This window comes from Streptomyces sp. B3I8, assembly GCF_030816915.1.
In the GTDB taxonomy this organism is placed as follows: Bacteria; Actinomycetota; Actinomycetes; order Streptomycetales; family Streptomycetaceae; genus Streptomyces.
The window spans coordinates 781,573-803,528 of sequence record NZ_JAUSYN010000002.1 but is presented as its reverse complement, the minus strand read 5'-3'; the positions used below and the strand labels follow the sequence as shown (position 1 = coordinate 803,528).

The 21,956-nt window shown below is 70.9% G+C and carries 19 protein-coding genes and 1 pseudogene; 10 read left to right on the top strand and 10 right to left on the bottom strand.

The annotated features are described in order from the left end of the window. Positions 1-431: 431 nt before the first annotated feature. The 4 genes and pseudogenes from QFZ64_RS05810 to QFZ64_RS05795 form a co-directional block, all read left to right on the top strand. Positions 432-566, top strand: a complete 135-nt coding sequence (locus QFZ64_RS05810; protein ID WP_307063004.1) for a hypothetical protein — start codon at positions 432-434, stop codon at positions 564-566. Beyond that, a complete protein-coding gene (locus QFZ64_RS05805) occupies positions 566-1,240 on the top strand; it encodes a restriction endonuclease (protein ID WP_307063002.1) in 675 nt (224 codons plus the stop codon). The genes QFZ64_RS05810 and QFZ64_RS05805 overlap by 1 nt, the downstream gene beginning before the upstream one ends. 43 nt (positions 1,241-1,283) lie before the next feature. Further along, complete coding sequence (locus QFZ64_RS05800) at positions 1,284-2,009, top strand: restriction endonuclease (protein ID WP_307063000.1); 726 nt, start codon at positions 1,284-1,286, stop codon at positions 2,007-2,009. A 430-nt stretch (positions 2,010-2,439) separates the two neighbouring features. Continuing rightward, a pseudogene (locus tag QFZ64_RS05795) lies at positions 2,440-2,910 on the top strand (SAM-dependent methyltransferase); the annotation flags it as partial. A 574-nt stretch (positions 2,911-3,484) separates the two neighbouring features. On the opposite strand, the gene QFZ64_RS05790 reads toward QFZ64_RS05795, so the two are convergent. The 5 genes from QFZ64_RS05790 to xylB all read right to left on the bottom strand — a co-directional run bounded on the left by QFZ64_RS05790 (position 3,485) and on the right by xylB (position 10,224). Continuing rightward, positions 3,485-5,008 (bottom strand): aldehyde dehydrogenase family protein, encoded by a 1,524-nt coding sequence (locus tag QFZ64_RS05790; RefSeq protein ID WP_307062998.1) that lies wholly within the window; start codon positions 5,006-5,008, stop codon positions 3,485-3,487. A 167-nt stretch (positions 5,009-5,175) separates the two neighbouring features. Next, positions 5,176-6,453, bottom strand: coding sequence for a GAF domain-containing protein (locus tag QFZ64_RS05785; RefSeq protein ID WP_307062996.1), 1,278 nt, complete (start codon positions 6,451-6,453; stop codon positions 5,176-5,178). Positions 6,454-6,650: 197 nt separating this feature from the next. Next, on the bottom strand, positions 6,651-7,250 hold the full coding sequence (locus tag QFZ64_RS05780; protein WP_307062993.1) for an N-acetylmuramoyl-L-alanine amidase: 600 nt from the start codon (positions 7,248-7,250) through the stop codon (positions 6,651-6,653). Positions 7,251-7,493: 243 nt separating this feature from the next. After that, on the bottom strand, positions 7,494-8,702 hold the full coding sequence (locus QFZ64_RS05775) for an ROK family transcriptional regulator (RefSeq protein ID WP_307062991.1): 1,209 nt from the start codon (positions 8,700-8,702) through the stop codon (positions 7,494-7,496). Positions 8,703-8,784: 82 nt separating this feature from the next. Further along, positions 8,785-10,224 (bottom strand): xylulokinase, encoded by a 1,440-nt coding sequence (xylB, locus tag QFZ64_RS05770; protein ID WP_307062989.1) that lies wholly within the window; start codon positions 10,222-10,224, stop codon positions 8,785-8,787. 206 nt (positions 10,225-10,430) lie between these two features. Here xylB and xylA point away from each other — a divergent pair, with 206 nt between their 5' ends. Further along, positions 10,431-11,597, top strand: a complete 1,167-nt coding sequence (gene xylA, locus QFZ64_RS05765) for a xylose isomerase (protein ID WP_307062987.1) — start codon at positions 10,431-10,433, stop codon at positions 11,595-11,597. Between the two features lie 418 nt (positions 11,598-12,015). Continuing rightward, positions 12,016-12,198: a hypothetical protein gene (locus QFZ64_RS05760; RefSeq protein WP_307062985.1), complete on the top strand. Its 183-nt coding sequence runs from the start codon at positions 12,016-12,018 to the stop codon at positions 12,196-12,198. Between the two features lie 167 nt (positions 12,199-12,365). Here QFZ64_RS05760 and QFZ64_RS05755 read toward each other — a convergent pair whose 3' ends face one another. After that, on the bottom strand, positions 12,366-13,292 hold the full coding sequence (locus QFZ64_RS05755; RefSeq protein WP_307062983.1) for a hypothetical protein: 927 nt from the start codon (positions 13,290-13,292) through the stop codon (positions 12,366-12,368). 119 nt (positions 13,293-13,411) lie between these two features. Next, positions 13,412-14,011, bottom strand: a complete 600-nt coding sequence (locus QFZ64_RS05750; RefSeq protein ID WP_307062981.1) for a class I SAM-dependent methyltransferase — start codon at positions 14,009-14,011, stop codon at positions 13,412-13,414. A gap of 212 nt (positions 14,012-14,223) precedes the next feature. Between QFZ64_RS05750 and QFZ64_RS05745 the strand changes: the two genes are divergently transcribed. Both QFZ64_RS05745 and QFZ64_RS05740 read left to right on the top strand, forming a co-directional pair. After that, complete coding sequence (locus QFZ64_RS05745; protein WP_307062979.1) at positions 14,224-14,637, top strand: roadblock/LC7 domain-containing protein; 414 nt, start codon at positions 14,224-14,226, stop codon at positions 14,635-14,637. Positions 14,638-14,944: 307 nt separating this feature from the next. Continuing rightward, positions 14,945-15,991 carry a DUF6397 family protein gene (locus tag QFZ64_RS05740; RefSeq protein WP_307071592.1) on the top strand — a complete coding sequence of 349 codons (1,047 nt, stop codon included), beginning with the start codon at positions 14,945-14,947 and terminating at the stop codon, positions 15,989-15,991. Here the strand turns inward: QFZ64_RS05740 and QFZ64_RS05735 are convergent. Together QFZ64_RS05735 and QFZ64_RS05730 are read right to left on the bottom strand one after the other, a co-directional pair. Next, the gene (locus tag QFZ64_RS05735; RefSeq protein ID WP_307062977.1) at positions 15,978-16,847 is read right to left on the bottom strand and encodes an acyl-CoA thioesterase II; all 870 of its coding nucleotides are present in this window, start codon (positions 16,845-16,847) and stop codon (positions 15,978-15,980) included. The genes QFZ64_RS05740 and QFZ64_RS05735 overlap by 14 nt on opposite strands. A 19-nt stretch (positions 16,848-16,866) precedes the next feature. After that, complete coding sequence (locus QFZ64_RS05730) at positions 16,867-19,380, bottom strand: RNA helicase (protein WP_307062976.1); 2,514 nt, start codon at positions 19,378-19,380, stop codon at positions 16,867-16,869. A gap of 144 nt (positions 19,381-19,524) precedes the next feature. Between QFZ64_RS05730 and QFZ64_RS05725 the strand changes: the two genes are divergently transcribed. Beyond that, positions 19,525-20,319 carry a metal-dependent hydrolase gene (locus QFZ64_RS05725; protein WP_307062973.1) on the top strand — a complete coding sequence of 265 codons (795 nt, stop codon included), beginning with the start codon at positions 19,525-19,527 and terminating at the stop codon, positions 20,317-20,319. A gap of 22 nt (positions 20,320-20,341) precedes the next feature. Here QFZ64_RS05725 and QFZ64_RS05720 read toward each other — a convergent pair whose 3' ends face one another. Then, complete coding sequence (locus QFZ64_RS05720) at positions 20,342-20,815, bottom strand: DUF5709 domain-containing protein (protein WP_307062971.1); 474 nt, start codon at positions 20,813-20,815, stop codon at positions 20,342-20,344. Positions 20,816-21,265: 450 nt separating this feature from the next. Here QFZ64_RS05720 and QFZ64_RS05715 point away from each other — a divergent pair, with 450 nt between their 5' ends. Beyond that, on the top strand, positions 21,266-21,784 hold the full coding sequence (locus QFZ64_RS05715) for a hypothetical protein (RefSeq protein WP_307062969.1): 519 nt from the start codon (positions 21,266-21,268) through the stop codon (positions 21,782-21,784). The last annotated feature ends 172 nt before the right edge of the window (positions 21,785-21,956 follow it).

Below are 21,956 nucleotides of genomic sequence, written 5' to 3'. Positions count from 1 at the left end.
ACCACGGCTGTGAGTGCGCTCCGCTGCTTCACGCCATTCGTCGGCAGAGCTCCGCCGGGCGTGACCGGGGCTGTTTCCGCAGGTGAGGGACGGACGGTCACGCTCCCCGCGTGCGCGCCTGCGGCAAGGGCCGTGGTGAACCGCGCGGGAGCCGATAAGGGCATTCGCCCAGCTGAGCTGCCTCGGGCTCGCCGCCCCGTGAATCGGCCCGACGGTATGGGCTCTCCTGGCTTGATGGTGACTCGACCGGGGGGTCGCGCCGTGATGGCCCGTCAGCTGCTGTCAGTGCCCACTGCTACACCCTTTTGTTGGGATGAGCCGTGCTTCGCGGCTTACCCGACGGGAGGGGAAACATGTCGAAGGTGCCGGACGGGTTCCACCGGGTACGGGGACACATCCGTCGCAATCCGAAGCCCAGGAGCGCCAAGCGCATGAGCGGTTGGATGCTTGCCGGACTACTGGCCGGCGTGTGGCTGTGGGGGCAGGTGTTCGGGTTCAGTGAGTCCACCGCCACGACACCGCCGGCGGATCCGAAGCCGACGGCCGGCGCGACGGCCGACCGCTGATGGGAGGCATGCGTCTGAGGTGCCCTCGCGGAGCCGCGGAACTGGTCGCAGCGGCTGTGGTCGCCCTGGCTGTGCTCGTCCTGCTGGCGCGGACGGCGGCCATGGCGGTCGGCACACTGAAGGCGGCCTGGCCTGTTCTGCCGGCTCTCGCCCTGCTCACGGGAGCCGTCGCCGCGTGGCGGATCAGGCAGGCGACCACGATGCGGCGTCGGAAGAGGGAACGGCTGGCCACTCTGCGGATCACGCTTGCGGAGTTCGACACCATGGACGACCGCCGCTTCGAGTACGCCCTGCGGGATCTGCTGGTCCGCGACGGCTGGCCGGCCCGCAGAGTGGGTGGCGCCGGCGACCAGGCCGCCGACGTCATCGGTGACCGTCCGCAGCGCGGCCGGATCGTGGTGCAGGCCAAGCACACCCGCGTGGGCGGGAAAGTGGGCTCAGCTGTGATGTACGCGGTGAAGGGGACGGCCGGGCCGGTCCACAGAGCCGATCACGCTGTCGTCGTCACCAACGGGGCGTTCACCCGCGATGCCATGGCATGGGGTGACCGGCACGGCGTCCACTGGATCGACCGGGAAAAGCTTCGGCGCTGGGCCGAGGACGGTGCCGCTCTGCACGAACTCCTCGGACTGGCGGCGCGCTCCCGCCCGAGCCGATTCAGGCGTGCGGCATGACCGGCAGAGAGCGTGATCGCTGCACAAGACGTCTGGAGGTGTGGTGTTCGACGAGGACGGGTCGCTCGACCCGCTGCTGAAGTTCCTGCTCTACGTGGTCCTCGCGCTGGCCGTCGGCAAGATGCTCTGGGAGTGGCTCACCGAGGACGTCGGTCAGTGGATCACCGTGGATGTGTGGGGGCTGATAGACGATCACCCGTGGTGGACCGGGCTCTTCGTGGTCGGCGGACTGTTCATGCTGCTCCTGCTCGGCGGAATCCTGTCTTTCCTGTTCGGTGCCTACGCCCGCACCTGCGCGGACGACAGGTTCGCCGCTCCCGCTCCCGCTCCCGCTGGCGATGCGATCGAAGCGGATGCGCTGACCTTCAGGATGAAGCAGCTTGCGGCGATGAGCGCGACGGGTTTCGAGCAGGCGTGCACTGATCTCCTGGCCCGTGACGGATTCCGGCGTCCCGAGCGGGTCGGCGGCGCCGGTGACCTCGGAGCGGACGTCACTGCCCGCGATGACGATGACCGCCTCCTGATCGTGCAGTGCAAGCAGTATCGGAGCCCAGTCGGATCAGGTCACGTGCAGAAGTTCAACGGGACAGCCCGCCCGCACCACGGAGCCGACCTCCCGATCATGATCGCGCTCAACGGTTTCACACAGCCGGCGATCGACTTCGCCCGGCATCACCAGCTCATCCTCATGGGCCGCCCGGAACTGAAACGATGGGCCCACGGAGAGCACCTCTACGACGTCCTCGGCATCCGGAGCGCGACACACTGACGCCGGCGCACACGGAGCCGAGTCCGTCCCGGGAGCTCCCGCCCAGTGGCCGGTGGCCCCGTTCCGGGCTCCCTCCGGTGCGGCGCGTTGTCATGGAGACCGGCCCGGGCCCCTCCCGGCGAGGAGCCCCCCACAGCGAGGCGACCTCGGGCCGAGAGATCGTGAGGCGACACCCCTGTGACGACGCCACGGTCTCCGGCATGCCGTTCCTCCCCAATGGCCCTCTGCCTCAGCCGCTCACCGTCCGGGCAGGTCGAGTACGGCAGGACAGATGACCGACGAGGCCCCCGAGCGGCGTGGATGAGACGTCGGACACCGGACCGCCGGACGCGGGGAATGCCGCCCCACACGCTGACCACAGGACAGGTCCGCAGACGCTGCTGACGGCACATGCTGCACACGCGACCCCGCTGGAGAGGAACGAGCACCGATGGCGACGTACGAGGTCGAATCGAGCGCAACGGTGGTCGGGGGCCACACCCGCGTTCAGGACGATCACCAGGGCGGGGTCGAGTCGGTCATCCGTCTCAACGAGGCGTAACCCCTTGAGACGCTGCAGGGAATCGAAGGGTTCTCCCACCTGACGGTGACCTGGGTCTTCCATCTGGCGCGACCGGAGGACGTTCAGCTCCACGCACGCAGCCCCCGCGGTAATCCGGACCGGCCGCCGACCGGTACCTTCGTCCACCGCAACCATCGGCGGCCCAATCAACTGGCGATCAGCCACCCGCGGCTGCTCAAGGCCGAGGGACGAAACCTCTGGGTCACCGATTTCGACGCTGTAGACGGAACGCCCGTGATCGACGTGGCACCGTACTGCGACCAGATGGGGCCTCGTGGCCCGGTCCGTCAGCCCGCCTGGCCCGGCGAGATGCTCGAACCCAATTACTGGGCGAAGGCAAGGCGAACGGCCCTCGGAGCGCCCTGTATGACAGAAGCGACTGAGCCGCCCGGCTTGCCGTCCACATCGTCGGAATCAACTGGAGGTCAGGCTCGCGCTGCAGCTCTCGCGCCTCGGGACTCAGCCACGTCTCCTCGTCGCTGCTCTCCCATGCGTGTGAGATCGCACCGACCAGCAGGATCCCTCGCGCCCCGATCCACCGTCAGGTCCGGCCCCCTTGGGCACAGCGGGCGCCCGGTCGCGGTCGGATACAGGGACACGTCCGACGTCGACGCCCGCCGTGACGCGAAGCACGACTTCGTCCTCACCGTGACCAGGGCGTTGGTGACCAGCTCCGAAGCGGCCGGCACGACGAGCCCCGCGACCGGCTCCGGAACACGGCAGCGCCGCAGGCACACCCCGGCTACCCGTCGCATCTCCCCGACCTTCGCGAGGTCGGGGAGAAAGGCCGCCCGACAGGCAGAGGATGCCGCCGGTACCTCTGCCCCGCCCGTGCTCCGGGCCCGTTCGAGAGCGGGCCGAGCGAAGGGCGCACGACGGGTCGAACATCTGGGCAGGCGCCTTTTCGTAGGTGTCAGAAGAAGCCCAGCCTCTTCGGCGAGTACGACACGAGGAGGTTCTTCGTCTGCTGGTAGTGCTCCAGCATCATCTTGTGCGTCTCGCGACCGATGCCGGAACCCTTGTAGCCGCCGAACGCCGCGTGCGCCGGATACGTGTGGTAGCAGTTGGTCCACACACGTCCCGCCTGGATCGCGCGACCCGCCCGGTATGCCGTGTTGACGTCCCGGGTCCACACGCCCGCGCCCAGCCCGTACAGGGTGTCGTTGGCGATCTTGACAGCGTCGTCGAAGTCGTCGAACGACGTCACCGACACCACCGGTCCGAAGATCTCCTCCTGGAAGATCCGCATCCGATTGTCGCCCTCGAAGATCGTCGGCTGGACGTAGTAGCCGCCCTTCAACTCGCCCTCATACTGAATGCGTTCGCCCCCGGTCAGGACGCGGGCCCCCTCCTGACGGCCGATGTCCAGGTAGGAGAGGATCTTCTCCAACTGATCGTTGGACGCCTGTGCTCCGATCATGGTGTCGGTGTCCAGCGGATGCCCCGTGGTGATCCGCTCGGTACGCGCCACCGCCGCCTCCATGAACTCGGCGTAGTGGCCCCGCTGCACCAGCGCGCGCGAGGGGCACGTACACACCTCGCCCTGATTGAGAGCGAACATGGTGAAGCCCTCGAGCGCCTTGTCGAGGAAGTCGTCACGCGCGGACGACACGTCGTCGAAGAAGACGTTCGGCGACTTGCCGCCCAGTTCGAGCGTGACGGGTGTGATGTTCTCCGACGCGTACTGCATGATCAGCCGGCCAGTGGTCGTCTCCCCCGTGAACGCCACCTTCGCCACCCGCGGACTGGACGCCAGCGGCTTGCCCGCCTCGACCCCGAAACCGTTCACGACGTTCACCACACCCGGCGGCAGCAGGTCGGAGACCAGACTCAGCCAGTAGTGGATCGACGCCGGGGTCTGCTCCGCGGGTTTCAGCACCACCGTGTTGCCCGCGGCCAGCGCCGGGGCGAGCTTCCAGGTCGCCATCAGGATCGGGAAGTTCCACGGGATGATCTGAGCGACCACGCCCAGCGGCTCGTGGAAGTGGTACGCCACCGTGTCGTCGTCGATCTCCCCGAGCGAACCCTCCTGCGCCCGGATCGCGCCCGCGAAGTAGCGGAAGTGGTCGATGGCCAGCGGAATGTCCGCGGCCAGCGTCTCCCGCACCGGCTTGCCGTTCTCCCAGCTCTCCGCGACCGCCAACCGCTCCAGGTTCGCCTCCATCCGGTCGGCGATGCGCAGGAGAACATCGGAGCGATCGGTCACCGACGTGCGACCCCAGGCGGGGGCCGCGGCATGCGCGGCGTCCAGCGCGCGCTCGACGTCCTCGGCGGTGCCCCTTGCGATCTCCGTGAACGGCTGCCCGTTCACCGGGCTCGGGTTCTCGAAATACTGCCCCCGGGCGGGCGGCACGTACTCACCGCCGATGAAGTGGTCGTAGCGCCCCTGGTAGGAGACAACCGCGCCCTCGGTCCCCGGCGCTGAATAACGGGTCATACCGCTCTACCTCCCGAACGAAGCACCGCCCACCACCGGGCAGCTCCCGAACTGACGCTATGGAGGCAGAGGTTGCAGGGAGGTTGCGTAGGGGAGGGGGCGGGGAGTGGGGGGCGGGGAATGGAGTGGGGGTGGGGCCCCTCCCCCTCCCCGCCCCCTCCCACCCCTCACCCCACCCTCACGTCGCCCCCACCCCCCGGTGCCGCCAGTTCCGTCTCCAACCGGTGGAGATGGACGCGGACCGTCGGCGTAGGGCGCAGCGTCGCCAGCGCGCGCCACACCTCCAGGTCGTCCTCGCCCCACGCGGCGTGTGCCCAGCCGGCGAGCAGGTCCGGATCGCGTCGGGCCAGCAGTGCCGCACGCAGCCCGTCGGCAAGCAGCCGCCGCAGCCGTACCACCGCCGGTGCCTGCGAGGCGGGCAGCAGTGGACCGACGTAGGCGAGGACCGCGCCGGCCACCGCACCGGTCTCCAGCCGACGTTCCACGACGGTGACGTCGGACTCGATCGCCGCCGTCAGCCGGTACGGCCGTGAGGCCAGCAGGTCCGGCCCGAGGATCCGGCGCAGCCGGGCCAGTTCGGCACGCAGCGTCACCGGGGTCACCGACTCGTCCTCGTACAGGGCGCACAGCAACTCGTCCCCGCTCAGCCCCTCCGGATGACGGGCCAGCAGGACGACGATCTCGCTGTGCCGACGACTGAGCCGCAGCGTCCGTCCGCGTATCCGCAACCGCGCCTCGTCCCGGCCCAGCGCCGACAGCTCGACCGTGTCCGCGGCGGGTCCCGGCGGTCGGAGCAGCGACAGTTGCGACTCAGCGGCCCGGGCCACGGCCTGTACGAAGCCCAGACTGTGCGGATGCGCCAGTCCGTTTCCGCCGGTGATGTCGACGGCGCCGAGCACCCGTCCCGTCCGTGGATCGTGCACCGGCGCCGCCGCGCACGTCCACGGCTGCACCCGACGGCTGAAGTGCTCGGCCGCGAAGACCTGCACCGGCCGGTCGACGGCCACCGCCGTTCCCGGCGCGTTGGTGCCGACGGCGCTTTCCGCCCAGCGGGCGCCCGGGACGAAGTTCATCCGGTCCGCCTGCCGCCGGGTCGCCGGATGCCCTTCCACCCACAGCAGTCTGCCCTGCGCGTCGCACACCGCCAGGAGGTGTTCGCCGTCCGCCGCGAACGAACCCAGCAGTTCCCGGAAGAGGGGCATCACCGTTGCCAGTGGATGTTCCGCCCGGTAGGCGCCGAGGTCCGTCCCGGACAGTTCCACGTCCGCTGTGCCGTCCGGCCCCACCCCGGCCCGTGCCGAGCGCCGCCACGAGTCGGCGACCACGGACCGCACCGGCCGCGGCACCGTGCCGGCCCGCGTGAACGTGTCATGGGCCTGCCGCAGGGCCCGGACCCGCGCGACGGGGTCGGCACCCGGTTCCAGGGCCACCCAGGGATCGGTCAAGTCGGCCTCCCGGAAGGTGGTGCGGCGCGATGCTGTGTGGAGGGATGCGAGGCAGTGCGAGCGGTGCGCGGCGTGGGGCTGCGCACATCGTCACTCATTGGGCACATCGTCACTCCGCAATCGGACGCCGACAACCGTTTCGACGGGTATCCGTGCGAAGGGACGCGGACCGGCACCGTCGAGCGGACGGCGGCGGGTCAGGCGTTGTTGACGAGTCTTATGTAGCGCGTCCAGTCCCAGTGGGATCCGGGATCGGTGTGGTCCGTGCCCGGCACCTCGGCATGCCCGAGGATGTGGGAACGGTCCTTGGGGATGTCGTAGGTGTCGCACAGCGCGGCCGTGAGTCCGGCAGACTCCTCGTACAGTGCGTCGGTGAAGTACGCCGGCTGGTCCACCCAGCCTTCGTGCTCGATGCCGATGCTGCGGGTGTTGTAGTCCCAGTTCCCCGCGTGCCAGGCGATGTCGTGCTCCCTTACGCACTGCGCCACGTGCCCGTCGGCCGACCGCACGACGTAGTGCGCGGAGACCTGCTTCTTCGGATCCTGAAAGATCTTCAGGGTGTCGGCGTAGGTCTCCTGGGTGACATGGATGACGACGTGATCGACCGGGTAGCTCGCCGGGCGGCTGGAAGCGGTGTAGTTGGAGCTGCTCGCGGCCGCCCATTCGGCGTTCGGGTAGTCGACCGTGCGGGTTCGCGCGCCCGCCGACGACGTGGGGAGCAGCGGGTGGGTGACGGCGGCGAGCACGGCGCTCTTCAGTAACAGTCGCCTGTGGAGGGGGGAGAAGCCTCGTTCCATGATCGAGTCCCTGTTCCGTGAGGGGTGAGGGGTGAAGGCGAGCCGCGCGAGGGGTGGTGCGGTGCGCGGCGGCACGAGGCTCGCCGGGAGGTGCCTCGTCGAGCCTGCGTGCCTCGCGGGAATCACGGTACGGCGCTCGTCGGGAGGACAGGGGAACGGCACGGGAATCGGTGGACAACCCTCGAATTGTGGATATCTCCCTCACTCACACGAGTGAGTGGGGGCTCCTCCGGCTCGCGTAGGTCACCCGCGTTCCGCCACGGCCGCCGGATCGTCGAGGACCGCCCGGGCCACCGAGTGCGCTGCCCCGAGCAGAGGCCCCTGCGGACCGAGCCGGGACACGGTCACGGGGCAGGCGGACCCGGCCGTGCGGCGGTCCAGTTCCCGTTCCAGCGCCGGCAGCAGCCAGGGCGCGAGACCGGACAGCGCCCCGCCCAGCACGACCGCCTGGGGGTCGAGAAGGTTGACCGCGCCGGTCAGCGCGATGCCGAGCGCCGTGCCCGCCCCGCGCAGCGCCCGCCGTACGTCGGCGTCGCCCGCGGCGGCTCGCTCGCCCAGCAGCCCGACCCGGTCCTCCCGCGGCTCCAGTCCGGCCGCGCGCAGTACCGCCTCCTCACCGGCGTACTGCTCCAGACAACCGCGCCCACCGCAGACACAGGCCGGCCCCTCGGGGCGGACCGGGACATGCCCCAGCTCCCCCGCGAACCCCCGCGTCCCTCGTAGCAGCCGCCCGTCCACGACGACGGCGCCACCGATGCCGATCTCGGCGGACACGTGCAGGAAGTCGCGGGGCGTGCCCTCACCGAGCCAGAGCTCCGCCAGACTGCCGAAGTTGGCCTCGTTGTCGACGGTCAGTGGTAGCCCGGCGGGAAGCAGCGGGGCGAGATCGAGCTCTCTCCAGCCCAGGTTGGGGGCCCGGACGACGGTACGGGCGTCGGGGGCGACCAGGCCCGGCACGGCGACCGCGAGGCCCGCCGCCCACAGGCCCTCCCGCTCGACGTCGGCGACGACCTGGCGTACCAGCGCGGTCAGTTCACCGAGCACGGGCTCGGCGGGACGGCCGCGGTTGGTGCCGTGCCGTATCGCCCGGGCCCGCACCTCGCCGCGCAGGTCGACCGCGCACACGGCGAGGTGGTCGACGCCGATCTCCGCGCCGATGCCCGCCGGACCGTGTCCGCTCACCGTCAGCGCCGAGCCCGGCCGCCCCACCCTGCCGGGCCGTTCCGGACCCAGTTCCTCCAGGAGCCCGGACCGGATGAGCTCGTCGACCAGGGTGGACACGGCCGCGCGGGTCAGACCGATGCGCGAGGCGACAGCGGCGCGCGACAGCGGTCCGTCCGCGCCGACGGTGTGCATCACGCGCGCCAGATTGCGCCGACGCATGCCCGCCTGGGTGTCCGGCAGCCGACGGCCGGGGCTGGTCGGATGGGCCTCGTGCAGCGGTGTGGTCATGCCTCCCCCGTCATCTCGTCGGTCCACCGGTCACACCCGGCGCCCGCTTGCACGGACGGGGTGGAACCGCGCCTCCGGTCACTCAGCGCGACTCCTTCTCCAGCAACGCGGCCGCGTCGGAGAGTACCCCGGTGATCCGTTCCATCGTCGCCTCGTCCCGTTCCACGGACTCCAGCACGGGCCCCCGGGCGGTGTCCCAGCGTCGCGCGACGGCCGCCGGGTCCTCGCCCGTCAGCAGCCCGGCGGCCTGGGCGGCGGCGCCGAGCGCGACCAGTTCCTTCGCCTCGGGCACCTGCACCGGGCGGCCCGACAGCCGGCGCACCGTCTGCTGCCACGCCGCGCCCCGGGCGCCGCCGCCGATGAGGAGCAAGGGGGTGTCCCGGTCCGCGTCCTCGTCCAGAACCAGGTCCAGGGCGCCCAGCAGTGCGTGGACGGCGCCGTCGTACGCCGCCTGGAGCAGCTGCCCGGGGGTCGTGTCGTGCCGCAGGCCGTGCAGCAGTCCGGAGGCGTGGGGGAGTGCGGGGGTGCGCTCGCCGTCCAGGTAGGGCAGCAGGGTGACGCCGGTGCCCGGTTCGACGGCCTCGCGGTCCAGGCCGAGCAGGGCCGCGATCCGGTCCACGGCGAGGGTGCAGTTCAGCGTGCACGCCAGCGGCAGCCAGTCACCGCGGGCATCGGCGAAGCCCGCCACCGTGCCGGTCGGATCGGCCGGGCGGCGTGTCGAGACGGCGTACACCGTGCCCGAGGTGCCCAGGCTCAGGACGGGGGTGCCGGGGCGCAGGCCGAGGCCCAGTGCGGCCGCCGCGTTGTCGCCGGTGCCGCAAGCTACCAGAGTGCCCTTGGCGAACGGCAGGTCGTGGCCGTCGCGCACGGTGCCGGCCACCTCGCCGGGCCGGACCACGCGGGGCAGCAGCGTCCGATCGAGCCCCACGCGGGCGAGGATCTCCGCGTCGTAGTCCTCCGTCGAGGACGCCCACCAGCCCGTGCCCGAGGCGTCACCACGGTCGGTGGTGCCCTCGCCCGTGAGGCGTTCGGTGAGGTAGTCGTGCGGCAGGCGCACCGCCGCGGTCGCGGCCGCCGCCTCCGGCTCGTGCTCCGCGAGCCAGGCCCACTTGGTGACCGTGAACGAGGCGCCCGGAACGCTTCCGGTGCGCTCCGCCCACGCCTTGGGACCGCCGAGCTCGTCCACCAGGCGGCGTGCCTGGGCGGCCGAGCGGACGTCGTTCCACAGCATCGCCGGACGCACCGGCTCGCCCCGGGCGTCGAGCGTCACCAGGCCGTGCTGCTGGCCGCCGATCGACACCGCGGCCGCCTCGCGCGCCGTGTCACCGCACTGGCGCAGCGCCTCGCCCAGCGCGTCCCACCACTGGCGCGGGTCGCTCTCGCGGCCCGCCCCGGACGAGACGGTGTGCGGCGCCTGACCGCTCGCGATCACCCGCCCGGTCGACGCGTCGACGACCAGCGCCTTGGTGGACTGGGTGGATGTGTCCACACCGACGACGAGCGGACCCTCGGCTGCTGACATCGGGCTCTCCCTCTTCCCGCGGCTCGCGGGAGCCGACCTGACCTGGTTGTTCGCGTGTCCCGGACCGCTCGCGGCCCAGGCGTGTCCCGCGCCTTCGGACCCCTGCGCCGGAGACGGCACCCCCGGGTGTCTTCCCAGAGCTGCGATCGCATACTAATTTGTAAAGCGCCATGACGAATAGTCCCCAGCATGCAAGGAGCCGTGGCATGAACTACCAGCCCACCCCCGAGGACAGGTTCACCTTCGGCCTGTGGACCGTCGGCTGGCAGGGTCGGGACCCCTTCGGGGACGCGACCCGCCGCGCCCTGGACCCGGTCGAGTCCGTGCAGCGCCTCGCCGAGCTCGGTGCCCACGGAGTCACCTTCCACGACGACGACCTGATCCCCTTCGGGTCGAGCGACACCGAGCGCGAGTCCCACATCAAGCGCTTCCGGCAGGCCCTGGACGCCACCGGCATGAAGGTGCCGATGGCCACCACCAACCTCTTCACGCACCCCGTCTTCAAGGACGGCGCGTTCACCGCGAACGACCGGGATGTGCGCCGCTACGCGCTGCGCAAGACGATCCGCAACATCGACCTGGCGGCCGAGCTGGGTGCGAAGACCTACGTGGCATGGGGCGGCCGTGAGGGCGCCGAGTCGGGCGCCGCCAAGGACGTGCGTGTCGCACTCGACCGCATGAAGGAGGCGTTCGACCTCCTCGGCGAGTACGTCGTCTCCCAGGGCTACGACCTCCGCTTCGCCATCGAGCCCAAGCCCAACGAGCCCCGCGGCGACATCCTGCTGCCCACGGTCGGTCACGCCCTCGCGTTCATCGAGCGCCTGGAGCGCCCGGAGATGTACGGCGTCAACCCTGAGGTCGGTCACGAGCAGATGGCCGGCCTGAACTTCCCGCACGGCATCGCCCAGGCGCTGTGGGCGGGCAAGCTGTTCCACATCGACCTCAACGGTCAGTCCGGCATCAAGTACGACCAGGACCTGCGTTTCGGCGCCGGTGACCTGCGTGCCGCCTTCTGGCTGGTCGACCTCCTGGAGAGCGCCGGTTACGACGGCCCGCGGCACTTCGACTTCAAGCCGCCGCGGACCGAGGACCTCGACGGCGTGTGGGCGTCCGCCGCCGGCTGCATGCGCAACTACCTCATCCTCAAGGAGCGCGCGGCCGCCTTCCGCGCGGATCCGGAGGTCCAGGAGGCCCTGCGTGCCTCGCGGCTGGACGAGCTGACGCAGCAGACCGCGGCCGACGGTCTCCAGGCGCTGCTCGCCGACCGGACCGCCTTCGAGGAGTTCGACGTGGACACGGCCGCCGCCCGCGGCATGGCCTTCGAGCGGCTGGACCAGCTGGCCATGGACCACCTGCTGGGTGCGCGCGGCTGACCGCACGCCCCGCACACGGGGGAGTGGGGAACGGGGGAGGGGAAAAGGGCGGTCCGACACGTGGGTGTGTCAGACCGCCCCGACCCGCGTTCGGACGCCGCTACGCCGCAAGCGCTTCCCGCGCTCGAGGTGCCCGGCTCCGCCGATGAGAGGACGGTGTTCCCGCGGATTCCGCCGGAGGTGAAGGACGCGCGTATGGGGGGAGACTGGGGGGTGTGGCTCAGGGTCGGCTCAGGGGTGCGATCAGGGATGTGTCAGGGTCGCGGAAGGAACCGCACAAGGCCCGCACCCGTTCTTTGCACAGAGGGCCGGAGCAGACTCCGCACCAGGGGCCGGCGCAGACGGCCGAGGGCAGTTCTGGAAAGGGTCCGGGCGGAGTCCGGACAAGGAGCGGCAGCTGCCGCGCAGGAGGCGACACATGTCGAGGAACGCGAAGATCGCCGTGGGCGGAGTGCTCGTCGGCCTCATCCTGTGGATCTGGCTGCCCTGGTGGGCGGCTCTGCTGATCGTCCTGGGGATACCGGCGGCCGCGTACCTGGCCCTGGACCCCTCGCAGCGTCGTCGGCTGCGGCGTGTGTCGCGCAAGGAACTCGGGCGCTGACCGAAACCCCGGGCATGGTCGGGGAGTCCTGACCCCCACATCACCGAGGCGCGCCCGAGCCGACGGGAGTGCCCGTGAGGCGGACCGGGTCGCCGGTCAGGCGGGTCGGGGGGCGGTCGTGCGGCTCGTCGGCCCGGAACCACTACGTAGTGTTCGCCGGTTCACGCTCAGGCCGGGCGGACCGCCATCCTGTCCAGAGCCTCCAGCAGGCCCGGCAGCTCGGGGCCGCGCCCCACAGGGAGGATTTCCCCGGGCTCGTCGTCCAGCAGAAGGAACGCCATGTCGTCGGTCCGGGCGACCAAGGACCAGCCCGGACCGTCGGCCCGCAACGTACGCGCGTTGTCGGACGCGAAGGAGGAACGGACCCGGCCCAGCGGCGGAGGATTGTCCGCATAGGCCCGCGCCTCGGCGAGGACGCGGCGGATTTCACGGGACTTGCTTCCCGGCGCCCCCTGCCCGCCGTTTCCGGCAGGTGCGCCCGCACCCGCGTCACCCTGCCCGGCTCCGCTGCTCCCGGCGCCCACTTCGGAGGGTGAGGCGTCCCCGGTCGTGCCGGAGCTGTCGGCTGTGGTGTTTCCTCCCGCTTGAGCGGAGACGTCGTCGTCGATCTGCGACCGCCAGGCCGCCCACTGCAGTGCGATCTCGTCGGCACCGAGCCGACGTTGAGCCGGACCCCAGACGGTGGTGTCCGGTGGGGCCAGCGGAGGCCGGTCCGTGAGCTCGGGCGGCGGATCATGTGGTGCGGGCACCCCGGGCGCCGCTACGGCGACCGCGAGGGGCCAGCCGGGCAGTGCGGCGACGACCGACCGCTCGTCGGGCGACAGGTCGTACTCCATCCCGCAGTCCCAGGAGGCGATGGCGACGGCGACCAGTGACACGTCGTCGACGACGACCGTCCACCGTGCGCCCTCACTGTCCTGACCGATCACAAGGCCGTACCCGTCCGCGAGAGGCGCCAGTCCCAGAGCCGCGCAGGCCGCCGGATAGTCGTCGCCCAGCACACTGGGGAAGTTCGCAGGCGTCAACAGGATTGCCGTCAGCACATACAGCGCATCGTCCTCGACAGTCACGACGTCCTCATCCGTCCCGGCCATTGCCCTCCTCCTCTCTGCTCGCCCCTCGGCGCTCCGCGCACCCTAATGCGCTCACGCACCAGTTGTCACGAGTGCGAAGCACACGCGGACCTGCGCGTGTGCCGCTCGCCCGGTCCTGCTCAGGGCTCACGCACGGCCAGTGCCAGGAACCGCGTGTCCTCGTCGACGTACGACGTCATGCGCCAGTCGGAACGCGCGAGCAGCGGTCCCAGATTCGCTTCGGCGCGCAGATCCCCAGAAGTGAGAGGGCGGCCCTGGCGCGCGGCGAGGGCCGCCCGGCCGATCGGATGGAACAGCGCGAGGACGCCACCAGAGCGCACGACACGCGCCAACTCCCGTAGATTTCCAGCCGGATCGGGCAGATGCGAGACAAGGCCTGCGGCGAACACGGCGTCGAACGACGCGTCGCGCATCGGCAGCCGTGCCACGTCGGCGAGCAGCAGTCGACCGGCCCGCTCCCGCCCGGCCCGTACGGCGGCCGCCAGCATCGCCGGGGTCAGATCGACGCCCACCACCGTCCCCGCGTCACCCACCACCGACCTCAGTGCCGGCAGGGCCCGCCCCGTGCCGCATCCCGCGTCCAGGACCCGGTCACCGGTCCGCAGCCCGAGGCCGGCGACGGCGGCGGCGTACGCGGGACCGTCGTCCGGGAACCTCCGGTCCCAGTCGGCGGCCCGAGCGGTGAAGAACTCCTGTACGCGTGCGTGGTCATCACTCATGCACGGCATGATCCCGCACCGCGGGGGAGACGCGCCGGTCGTCCCGCACCCGGTCCCGGCGCTCCCACTGTGCCGGGACCGGTAATCGGCCGCCGTCGGTCCTCGGTCAACTTCCGTGCCGCACCCCGGTCCTGCTTGCCCGTGCGCCGCCCGTGGTGAAGGCTGGCCGGGCGGACCCCGGAGAGGGGGAGCCGGACGGGGGGAGACGGACCATGGCACACAACAAGGGGCTCGGCTGGCTGCTCGACGACCTGACCCAACGCGTCGAGCACGTGAGGCACGCGCTGGTGCTGTCCAACGACGGGCTGGTGACCAGCACAAGCACGGGTTTACGCAGGGAGGACGCCGAGCATCTGGCGGCCGTCTCCTCAGGACTGCACAGCCTGGCCAAGGGATCGGGGCGGTACTTCGGTGCCGGTGGCGTCCGGCAGACCGTGATCGAGTTCGACGACGCCGTCCTCTTCGTGACCGCCGCCGGCGAGAGCAGCTGCCTGTGCGTCCTGAGTGCCGCCGAGGCCGACGTGGGCCGGCTCGCCTACGAGATGGCACTGCTCGTCAACCGAGTCGGTGAACACCTCGATGTGGACACACGAGGACCGGAGCGGCCACCCACCACCGGGTTCTGAGCCGGCCGCCGGCAGCCGCGCGTTGCCGGTCGCCGGTACTGGGTACTGCCCCGCCACCGGGCCCGCCGCCCACGGCCTCCGCCGGGTCCCGCATGCCCGTGCGCATGCGGTGCGTCCGGAACTCACTTCCGACCCTCGCCCCGACTCCTCCGTCCTGCGTGAACGATGCGCGCCGGTGAGTTATCCACAGGCTCACCCGGTGCTGCGCGAATGTGGCTACGTTTTTCCGAGGCGAGCGCACACCGGCGCGAGCACCGCTCCACGGGGGAGAACCACCATGTCCGGCAAGACCAAGTTCCTGAACGTCATGCACACGTCGGCCCCACCGCAGCACTCGCAACGGGCGCCGTACTCCGCACCCTCGGGCGCCACCGTCACGTTCGCCCGGGCCGCGCGTGAACTGCAACTGCGACGAGCCGAGTTCGACCTCGCCGTGCATCTCGGGCGCATCCGTACGGTGCCCGACGAGGGAGGCGGGGGCGAGAGCCACCGGGTGGCGCAGGAGGAGATCGAGCGGCTGCGCGACGATCCGGGATTCCCCGAGAGTCTGCGGGAACGCGTGCGCACCGTCGGCACCCAGGAGGGCGCGGAGCTGATGGGAGTGACGACAGCGCGGTTCACCCGGTTCGCCCGGCTGGGCCTGGTCGTGCCGGTCACGTTCTACCTCAACCGCTACCGGGCCGTGGTCTGGCTGTACCTGGCGGAGGAGACGCAGCGGTTCGCCGCCGACAGGAACAACGCCCCGTTGCTGACCGGCCGCACCCCGCAGGGACTGCGCGACCAACTGGAGGCCGGCCTGGACCTGCGGCCCCGCAACTGGCGCGGCAGGCATCTGCGCTTCCTGTTGCGCCGGACCGAGGACCCATGGGCACGGGCGGGCGCGACGGCCTCCCTGCTCGATCCCCTTCTCGTGGCGGAGCTGGTGCCCGACCCCTACGAGCGGGCACACCTCAACCGCCACCGGCCCGACCGGCCCGCCCTCTTCGTCGCGGAGTCACCAGCCGCCCGGATCACCGCACACGTCATGAAGGCCGACGACCCGGACGAGATCGACTGGCTCCAGGCCGGCCTGGAGCAGGAGCTCGCCGCGGCGCGGCGACACCGGCCCGCCCCACGCCCCACCCGGTCGCTGTCGCTCGTACAGCAGCCCGAGGCAGCCCAGGTGACCGGGCCAGGGCCGAGCCCGGCCGACCCGGAACGGGTCCGACGGCGACAACCGCTGCGATGGCTGGGCCGCGGCCGACTCCGTCCCCACAGGCGGGCGTACCGGGGGCCGGAAAGCCGGGGGCCGGTGTCTCGGGAGTCGGTGCCTCGGGGGAGGCACCGGAGCGACGCCTCCGCTACAACGCCCTGAACAGCCCCTCCTGGACCACTGACACCAGCATCCGCCCCTGACGGTCGTAGATGCGCCCGCGGGCCAGACCACGGCCGCCCACCGCGATCGGTGACTCCTGGTCGTAGAGGAACCATTCGTCCGCGCGGAAGGGGCGGTGGAACCACATGGCGTGGTCCAGCGAGGCCATGTCGAAGCCGCGCGGCCCCCACAGCGGCTCGACGGGCAGGCGCACGGCGTCCAGGAGCGTCATGTCGCTCGCATAGGTCAGCGCGCAGGTGTGCACGAGGGGGTCGTCGCCCAGCGCCCCGACGGCCCGCATCCACACGGCGCTGCGCGGTTCGGCGTTCCCGACATCCTCGGACGTCCAGCGCAGCCGATCCACATAGCGGATGTCGAAAGGCTGCCGCCGGGCCATCCGCTCCAGTACCTCCGGGACCGCGCCGAGATGCTCCCGCACCTCCTGCGACACCGTCGGCAGCGACTCAGGATCCGGCACCTCCCGCGCCGGAGGCAGCTGGTGTGTGAAACCCCCCTGTTCCGGCTTGTGGAAGGAGGCGGTCAAGGTGAAGATCGTGCGGCCCTGCTGCACGGCGGTGACGCGGCGGGTCGTGAAGGACCGCCCGTCACGCACCCGTTCGACCTGATACACGATGGGCACACCCGGGATGCCCGGGCGCAGGAAGTACGCGTGCAGCGAGTGCACCGGGCGTTCACCGTCGGTGGTACGGCCCGCCGCGACCAGTGCCTGGCCGGCGACCTGGCCGCCGAAGACCCGCTGCAGGGACTCCTGGGGGCTGCGGCCGCGGAAGATGTTGACCTCGATCTGCTCCAGATCGAGCAGGTCGACGAGTCTCTCCGCCGGATTCGGAGTCATGGAACGCGCCTTCCCGTGCTCAGAGCTGGCCGACGTCGGTGACTCGGATGACGGCGCGGCCCTCGGCGTCCGAGGCCGTCAGATCGACCTCGGCGCTGATGCCCCAGTCGTGGTCGCCGTTCGGGTCCGCGAAGGCCTGGCGGACCCGCCACACCCCGGCGCCCGCATCCTCCTCGATCATCAGCAGTCGGGGGCCGCGCGCGTCCGGACCGGTGCCGAGCTCCTCGTACTCGTCCCAGTACTTGTCCATCGCCTCGCCCCAGGCGTCCGCGTCCCAGCCGGCCTCCCCGTCCAGCTCGCCGAGTTCCTCGACATGATCCAACGCGGCCAGCTCGACCCGCCGGAACATGGCGTTGCGCACCAGCACCCGGAAGGCGCGGGAGTTGGCGGTGACCGGCTTGACCTGGTCGGCCTTCTCCTGGGCCTGCTCGGCGGTCATCACCTCCGGGTTGGCGAGCTGTTCCCACTCGTCCAGCAGGCTGGAATCGACCTGACGGACCATCTCGCCCAGCCAGGCGATGAGGTCCTCGAGGTCGTCGGACTTCAGGTCGTCGGGGACGGTGTGGTCGAGGGCCTTGTAGGCGCTGGCCAGGTAGCGCAGCACGATGCCCTCGGTGCGGGCGAGCTCGTACAACGACACGAACTCGGTGAAGGAAAGCGCCCGTTCGTACATGTCGCGGATGACGGACTTCGGCGACAGCGGATGGTCGCCGACCCACGGGTGGCTCTTGCGGTACGTGTGGTACGCGTGGAAGAGCAGTTCCTCCAGCGGTTTGGGGTACGTCACGTCCTGGAGCCGTTCCATCCGCTCCTCGTACTCGACGCCGTCCGCCTTCATCGCCGCCACGGCCTCACCACGCGCCTTGTTCTGCTGGGCGGCGAGGATCTGCCGGGGATCGTCCAGGGTGGACTCCACGACGGAGACCATGTCGAGCGCGTAGGACGGCGACTCGGGGTCCAGCAGTTCGAACGCGGCCAGCGCGAAGGTCGACAGCGGCTGGTTGAGCGCGAAGTCCTGCTGGAGGTCGACGGTGAGGCGCACGATCCGGCCGGTGGAGTCCGGAGTGTCGAGCTTCTCCACGACCCCGCCGTCAAGCAGCGAGCGATAGATGGCGATGGCCCGCCGGATGTGCCGCAACTGCTGCCTGCGCGGCTCGTGATTGTCCTCCAGCAGATGTCGCATCGCCTCGAAGGCGTTGCCCGGGCGGGCGATCACCGACAGCAGCATCGTGTGGGTCACGCGGAAACGGGAGGTGAGCGGCTCGGGCTGCGAGTCGATCAGCTTTTCGAAGGTGTTCTCGGTCCAGCTGACGAAACCCTCGGGCGCCTTCTTGCGTACCACCTTGCGGCGCTTCTTCGCATCGTCACCGGCCTTGGCGAGCGCCTTCTCGTTCTCGATGACATGCTCGGGCGCCTGGGCGACGACGAAACCGGCGGTGTCATAACCCGCCCGTCCCGCGCGGCCCGCGATCTGGTGGAACTCCCGCGCGCGCAGAGTGCGCACCCGATTGCCGTCGTACTTCGTCAGCGCGGTGAACAGCACGGTCCGGATGGGCACGTTCACCCCCACACCCAAGGTGTCGGTGCCGCAGATGACCTTCAGCAGACCGGCCTGTGCGAGCTTCTCCACCAACCGCCGGTACTTGGGCAGCATGCCGGCGTGGTGCACACCGATGCCATGGCGTACGTAGCGGGAGAGGTTGCTGCCGAACTTGGTGGTGAAGCGGAAGCTGCCGATCAGCTCCGCGATCTGCTCCTTCTCCTCCCTGGTGCACATGTTGATGCTCATCAGCGCCTGCGCCCGCTCCACGGCCTGCGCCTGGGTGAAGTGCACGATGTACACCGGCGCCTGCCGGTTGGCCAGCAGTTCGGTGAGCGTCTCGGTCATCGGGGTGTAGCGGTACTCGTACGACAGCGGCACCGGGCGGGTTGCCGAACGCACCACCGCGGTGGGGCGGCCGGTGCGGCGCGTGAGGTCGCTCTCGAAGAAGGAAACGTCGCCGAGCGTCGCCGACATCAGGACGAACTGGGCTTGCGGCAGCTCCAGGATCGGGATCTGCCAGGCCCAGCCGCGGTCGCCCTCGGCGTAGAAGTGGAACTCGTCCATCACGACCTGGCCGACGTCGGCCTGCCGACCGTCGCGCAGCGCGATGGACGCCAGCACCTCGGCCGTGCAGCAGATGACAGGGGCGTCGGCGTTGACGGAGGCGTCACCGGTGAGCATGCCGACGTTCTCGGTGCCGAACACCTTGCACAGCTCGAAGAACTTCTCCGAGACCAGCGCCTTGATCGGCGCGGTGTAGAACGTGACCTCGTCCCGGGCGAGCGCCGCGAAGTGCGCGGCGGCGGCGATCATGCTCTTGCCCGAACCCGTCGGGGTGGAGACGATCACATTCGCGCCGGAGACCACCTCGATCAGCGCCTCCTCCTGGTGCGGGTAGAGGGTCAGCCCCCGTTCCCCGACCCACGACTCGAAGGCTTCGTACAGGGCGTCGGGGTCGGGGGTCTGTGGGAGCTGATCGATAAGGGTCACCCTCCCATCTTGCCTGCCGACGGCACCGGAGGGGGAATCGGCTGCGGGCGCGAAGATCGCGAACGCTAGGCTGTGGCGCCGGTGCGGCGTCGGCTCACGCGCACAACTCGGCAGAGCGAACGAGGAATGGGGCGGGACACGGCCATGATGGGACCAGCGCACTCACTGTCGGGAGCGGCGGCCTGGCTCGGCGTCGGAGCGGCGACGGCCGCGGCCGGGCACCCGATGCCCTGGCCGGTGCTGCTGGTCGGCGCCCTGATCTGCGCGGGGGCCGCGCTGGCTCCCGACCTGGACCACAAGGCGGCCACCATCTCGAGGGCCTTCGGACCCTTGTCCCGCTGGCTGTGCGAAATTGTCGACAAACTGTCCTACGCCGCCTACAAGAGCACGAGGAAACAGGGCGACCCCCGACGCTCGGGCGGTCACCGCACGTTGACGCATACGTGGCTGTGGGCCGTACTGATCGGCGCCGGCACCTCCGTCCTCGCCATCACGGGCGGACGCTGGGCGGTGCTGGCGATCCTCTTCGTGCACATGGTGCTGGCCATTGAAGGCCTGCTGTGGCGCGCGGCGCGCGGGTCCAGTAGCGACGTCCTGGTGTGGTTGCTGGCCGCGACGAGCGCCTGGATCCTCGCGGGCATCCTCGACAAGCCGGGCAACGGGGCGGACTGGCTGTTCACGGCGCCGGGCCAGGAGTACCTGTGGCTGGGACTGCCGATCGTGCTGGGCGCGCTGGTGCATGACATCGGGGACGCGCTGACGGTCTCCGGCTGCCCGGTCCTGTGGCCGATACCGGTGGGCCGCAAGCGGTGGTATCCGATCGGCCCGCCGAAGGCGATGCGGTTCAGGGCGGGCAGCTGGGTCGAACTGAAAGTGCTCATGCCGGCGTTCATGGTGCTCGGCGGGGTCGGCGGCGCGGCGGCGCTCAACTACATCTGAGCCACGGCCCACCCGCCGGCCGTCAGGCGTACGGGGCGGTGTCCTCGTCGACGATGTGCACGGCCGCCTCCTCGGCGGACGCCGCGGCACCGTCGATGCCGACATCCGTGGCCAGGAGCCTGCTTTCCTCGTCCTCGTGAGCGCCTTCGTCGGGAGCCACCAGGCGACCGGAACGGGCGGCGCCCACCTCGTTGTCGACGGGCTCCCCGTCACCGTCCGGCGTGTCGCCGATGCCGTCGCCGTCCACGGCTGTCGGGTCGGGCAGCTCCTCCGCCAGACGTTGGTCCAGAGACTCGCCCCGCCTGCGCTCCGCCGCGGTCACCCCCGTGTGCTCCACCGCCCAGGGCCGCTCCGGGGGCGACCAGCCCCGATCGAGTGGATCGGCCACTCCGTCGCTCTCCAGGGTGTCCTCGACGTCGAGAAGTCCCGAGTCCTCCTGGATCTCGGATCCGTCGGGCTGGTAGACGTCGTCCCCCCATCCGTCGGCGCTGGACACGAGTACCTCCAAGGAAGGGGACGCGCGCCCGGGCCGCCTGGTGCGGCCGGAGGAGCGCACGTACCCGGCACGGACCGGGATGCCGTGAGCCGTACGGGCTACGGCGGTCTCCGCGACCGGTGACACCTCAAGCGTTCCACCTTGTCCGGACCCTTCGCAAACGGCCCGCTCGGGGGCGGGATTTCCGCAGGGCCCCTCGCGTGCTCGCACCGCCTGGAAGGCGCCGAGTGGCGCACGAGTGGCGCCATCGGGCGCAACGTGGTGCCAAGTGGCGCCATTTAGTGCCAAGCTCTTGCCTTGCGCGGCCTGTGCAGCCGGTGTGCCATGTGAACTCGTCGGATCGGGCTGCCAGGTGTCGTTGCAGCTCGGGCGCGTTTTCGGCGATCAGCGCCCCATGTCGGTCGCCGTGAGGGGTTGCAGGTGGCGCCACTGTGGTGCCATGATGGCGCCATGGACCTCACCCCGTACGTCGAGACCCTCCGCCGCGAACTCGCGGTGGCCGCCGAGGCCGGCGGCGAGGACGCCCGCGAGCTGGCCGAACGGCTCACCGCCCCCCTGGAGTCGGCGACCCGTCTGACCATGCTGAACGTGCTCTCGGCCGCGATGGACGAGATCACGCGGGAGCTCGCCCCGGGGTCCGTCGATCTACGGCTGCGCGGGCTGGACCCCGACTTCGTGGTGACACCACCGCCCGTCGACATCGTCGCCGCGGAAACGGCCGTCACCCACCACGTCCAGCCACTCAAGGCGTCGGCGTCCGTCGGAGGTGACGAGGGCGGCACCGCACGGGTGAACCTGCGCCTGCCTGCCCACCTCAAGGTGCGCGCGGAGGAGGCCGCGAGTCGCGAGGGGCTGTCGGTCAACGCCTGGCTGGTCCGGGCCGTGTCGGCCGCCGTCGAGGGCGGCACGCCGTCACGTACGGCGGAGCGGACCACCATCGGACAGAGCTTCAAGGGCTGGGTGCGCTAGGGCCTGTCTCTCAATTCCCGCCTGCCGGGCGACGCCATGCACGCACTCTCGCCGCACCGGCCCCTGACCCGAGTACATCCAGTACGAGGGCCAGGGGCCGGCACGCCGAGAGCACGCACTTGACGCCGCCCGGCCCGCCCTCCAGGCGGACGACGGGAATTGAGAGACAGGC

Excerpts from the sequence above, each read along its gene's own strand:
- QFZ64_RS05715 (WP_307062969.1), top strand. The coding sequence starts at position 21,266 with ATGGACCTCACCCCGTACGTCGAGACCCTCCGCCGCGAACTCGCGGTG.
- QFZ64_RS05790 (WP_307062998.1), bottom strand. The coding sequence starts at position 5,008 with ATGACCCGTTATTCAGCGCCGGGGACCGAGGGCGCGGTTGTCTCCTAC.
- QFZ64_RS05750 (WP_307062981.1), bottom strand. The coding sequence starts at position 14,011 with ATGAGTGATGACCACGCACGCGTACAGGAGTTCTTCACCGCTCGGGCC.
- xylA (WP_307062987.1), top strand. The coding sequence starts at position 10,431 with ATGAACTACCAGCCCACCCCCGAGGACAGGTTCACCTTCGGCCTGTGG.
- QFZ64_RS05775 (WP_307062991.1), bottom strand. The coding sequence starts at position 8,702 with ATGACCACACCGCTGCACGAGGCCCATCCGACCAGCCCCGGCCGTCGG.
- xylB (WP_307062989.1), bottom strand. The coding sequence starts at position 10,224 with ATGTCAGCAGCCGAGGGTCCGCTCGTCGTCGGTGTGGACACATCCACC.
- QFZ64_RS05745 (WP_307062979.1), top strand. The coding sequence starts at position 14,224 with ATGGCACACAACAAGGGGCTCGGCTGGCTGCTCGACGACCTGACCCAA.
- QFZ64_RS05805 (WP_307063002.1), top strand. The coding sequence starts at position 566 with ATGGGAGGCATGCGTCTGAGGTGCCCTCGCGGAGCCGCGGAACTGGTC.
- QFZ64_RS05725 (WP_307062973.1), top strand. The coding sequence starts at position 19,525 with ATGATGGGACCAGCGCACTCACTGTCGGGAGCGGCGGCCTGGCTCGGC.
- QFZ64_RS05755 (WP_307062983.1), bottom strand. The coding sequence starts at position 13,292 with ATGGCCGGGACGGATGAGGACGTCGTGACTGTCGAGGACGATGCGCTG.
- QFZ64_RS05740 (WP_307071592.1), top strand. The coding sequence starts at position 14,945 with ATGCACACGTCGGCCCCACCGCAGCACTCGCAACGGGCGCCGTACTCC.
- QFZ64_RS05780 (WP_307062993.1), bottom strand. The coding sequence starts at position 7,250 with ATGGAACGAGGCTTCTCCCCCCTCCACAGGCGACTGTTACTGAAGAGC.
- QFZ64_RS05760 (WP_307062985.1), top strand. The coding sequence starts at position 12,016 with ATGTCGAGGAACGCGAAGATCGCCGTGGGCGGAGTGCTCGTCGGCCTC.
- QFZ64_RS05735 (WP_307062977.1), bottom strand. The coding sequence starts at position 16,847 with ATGACTCCGAATCCGGCGGAGAGACTCGTCGACCTGCTCGATCTGGAG.
- QFZ64_RS05810 (WP_307063004.1), top strand. The coding sequence starts at position 432 with ATGAGCGGTTGGATGCTTGCCGGACTACTGGCCGGCGTGTGGCTGTGG.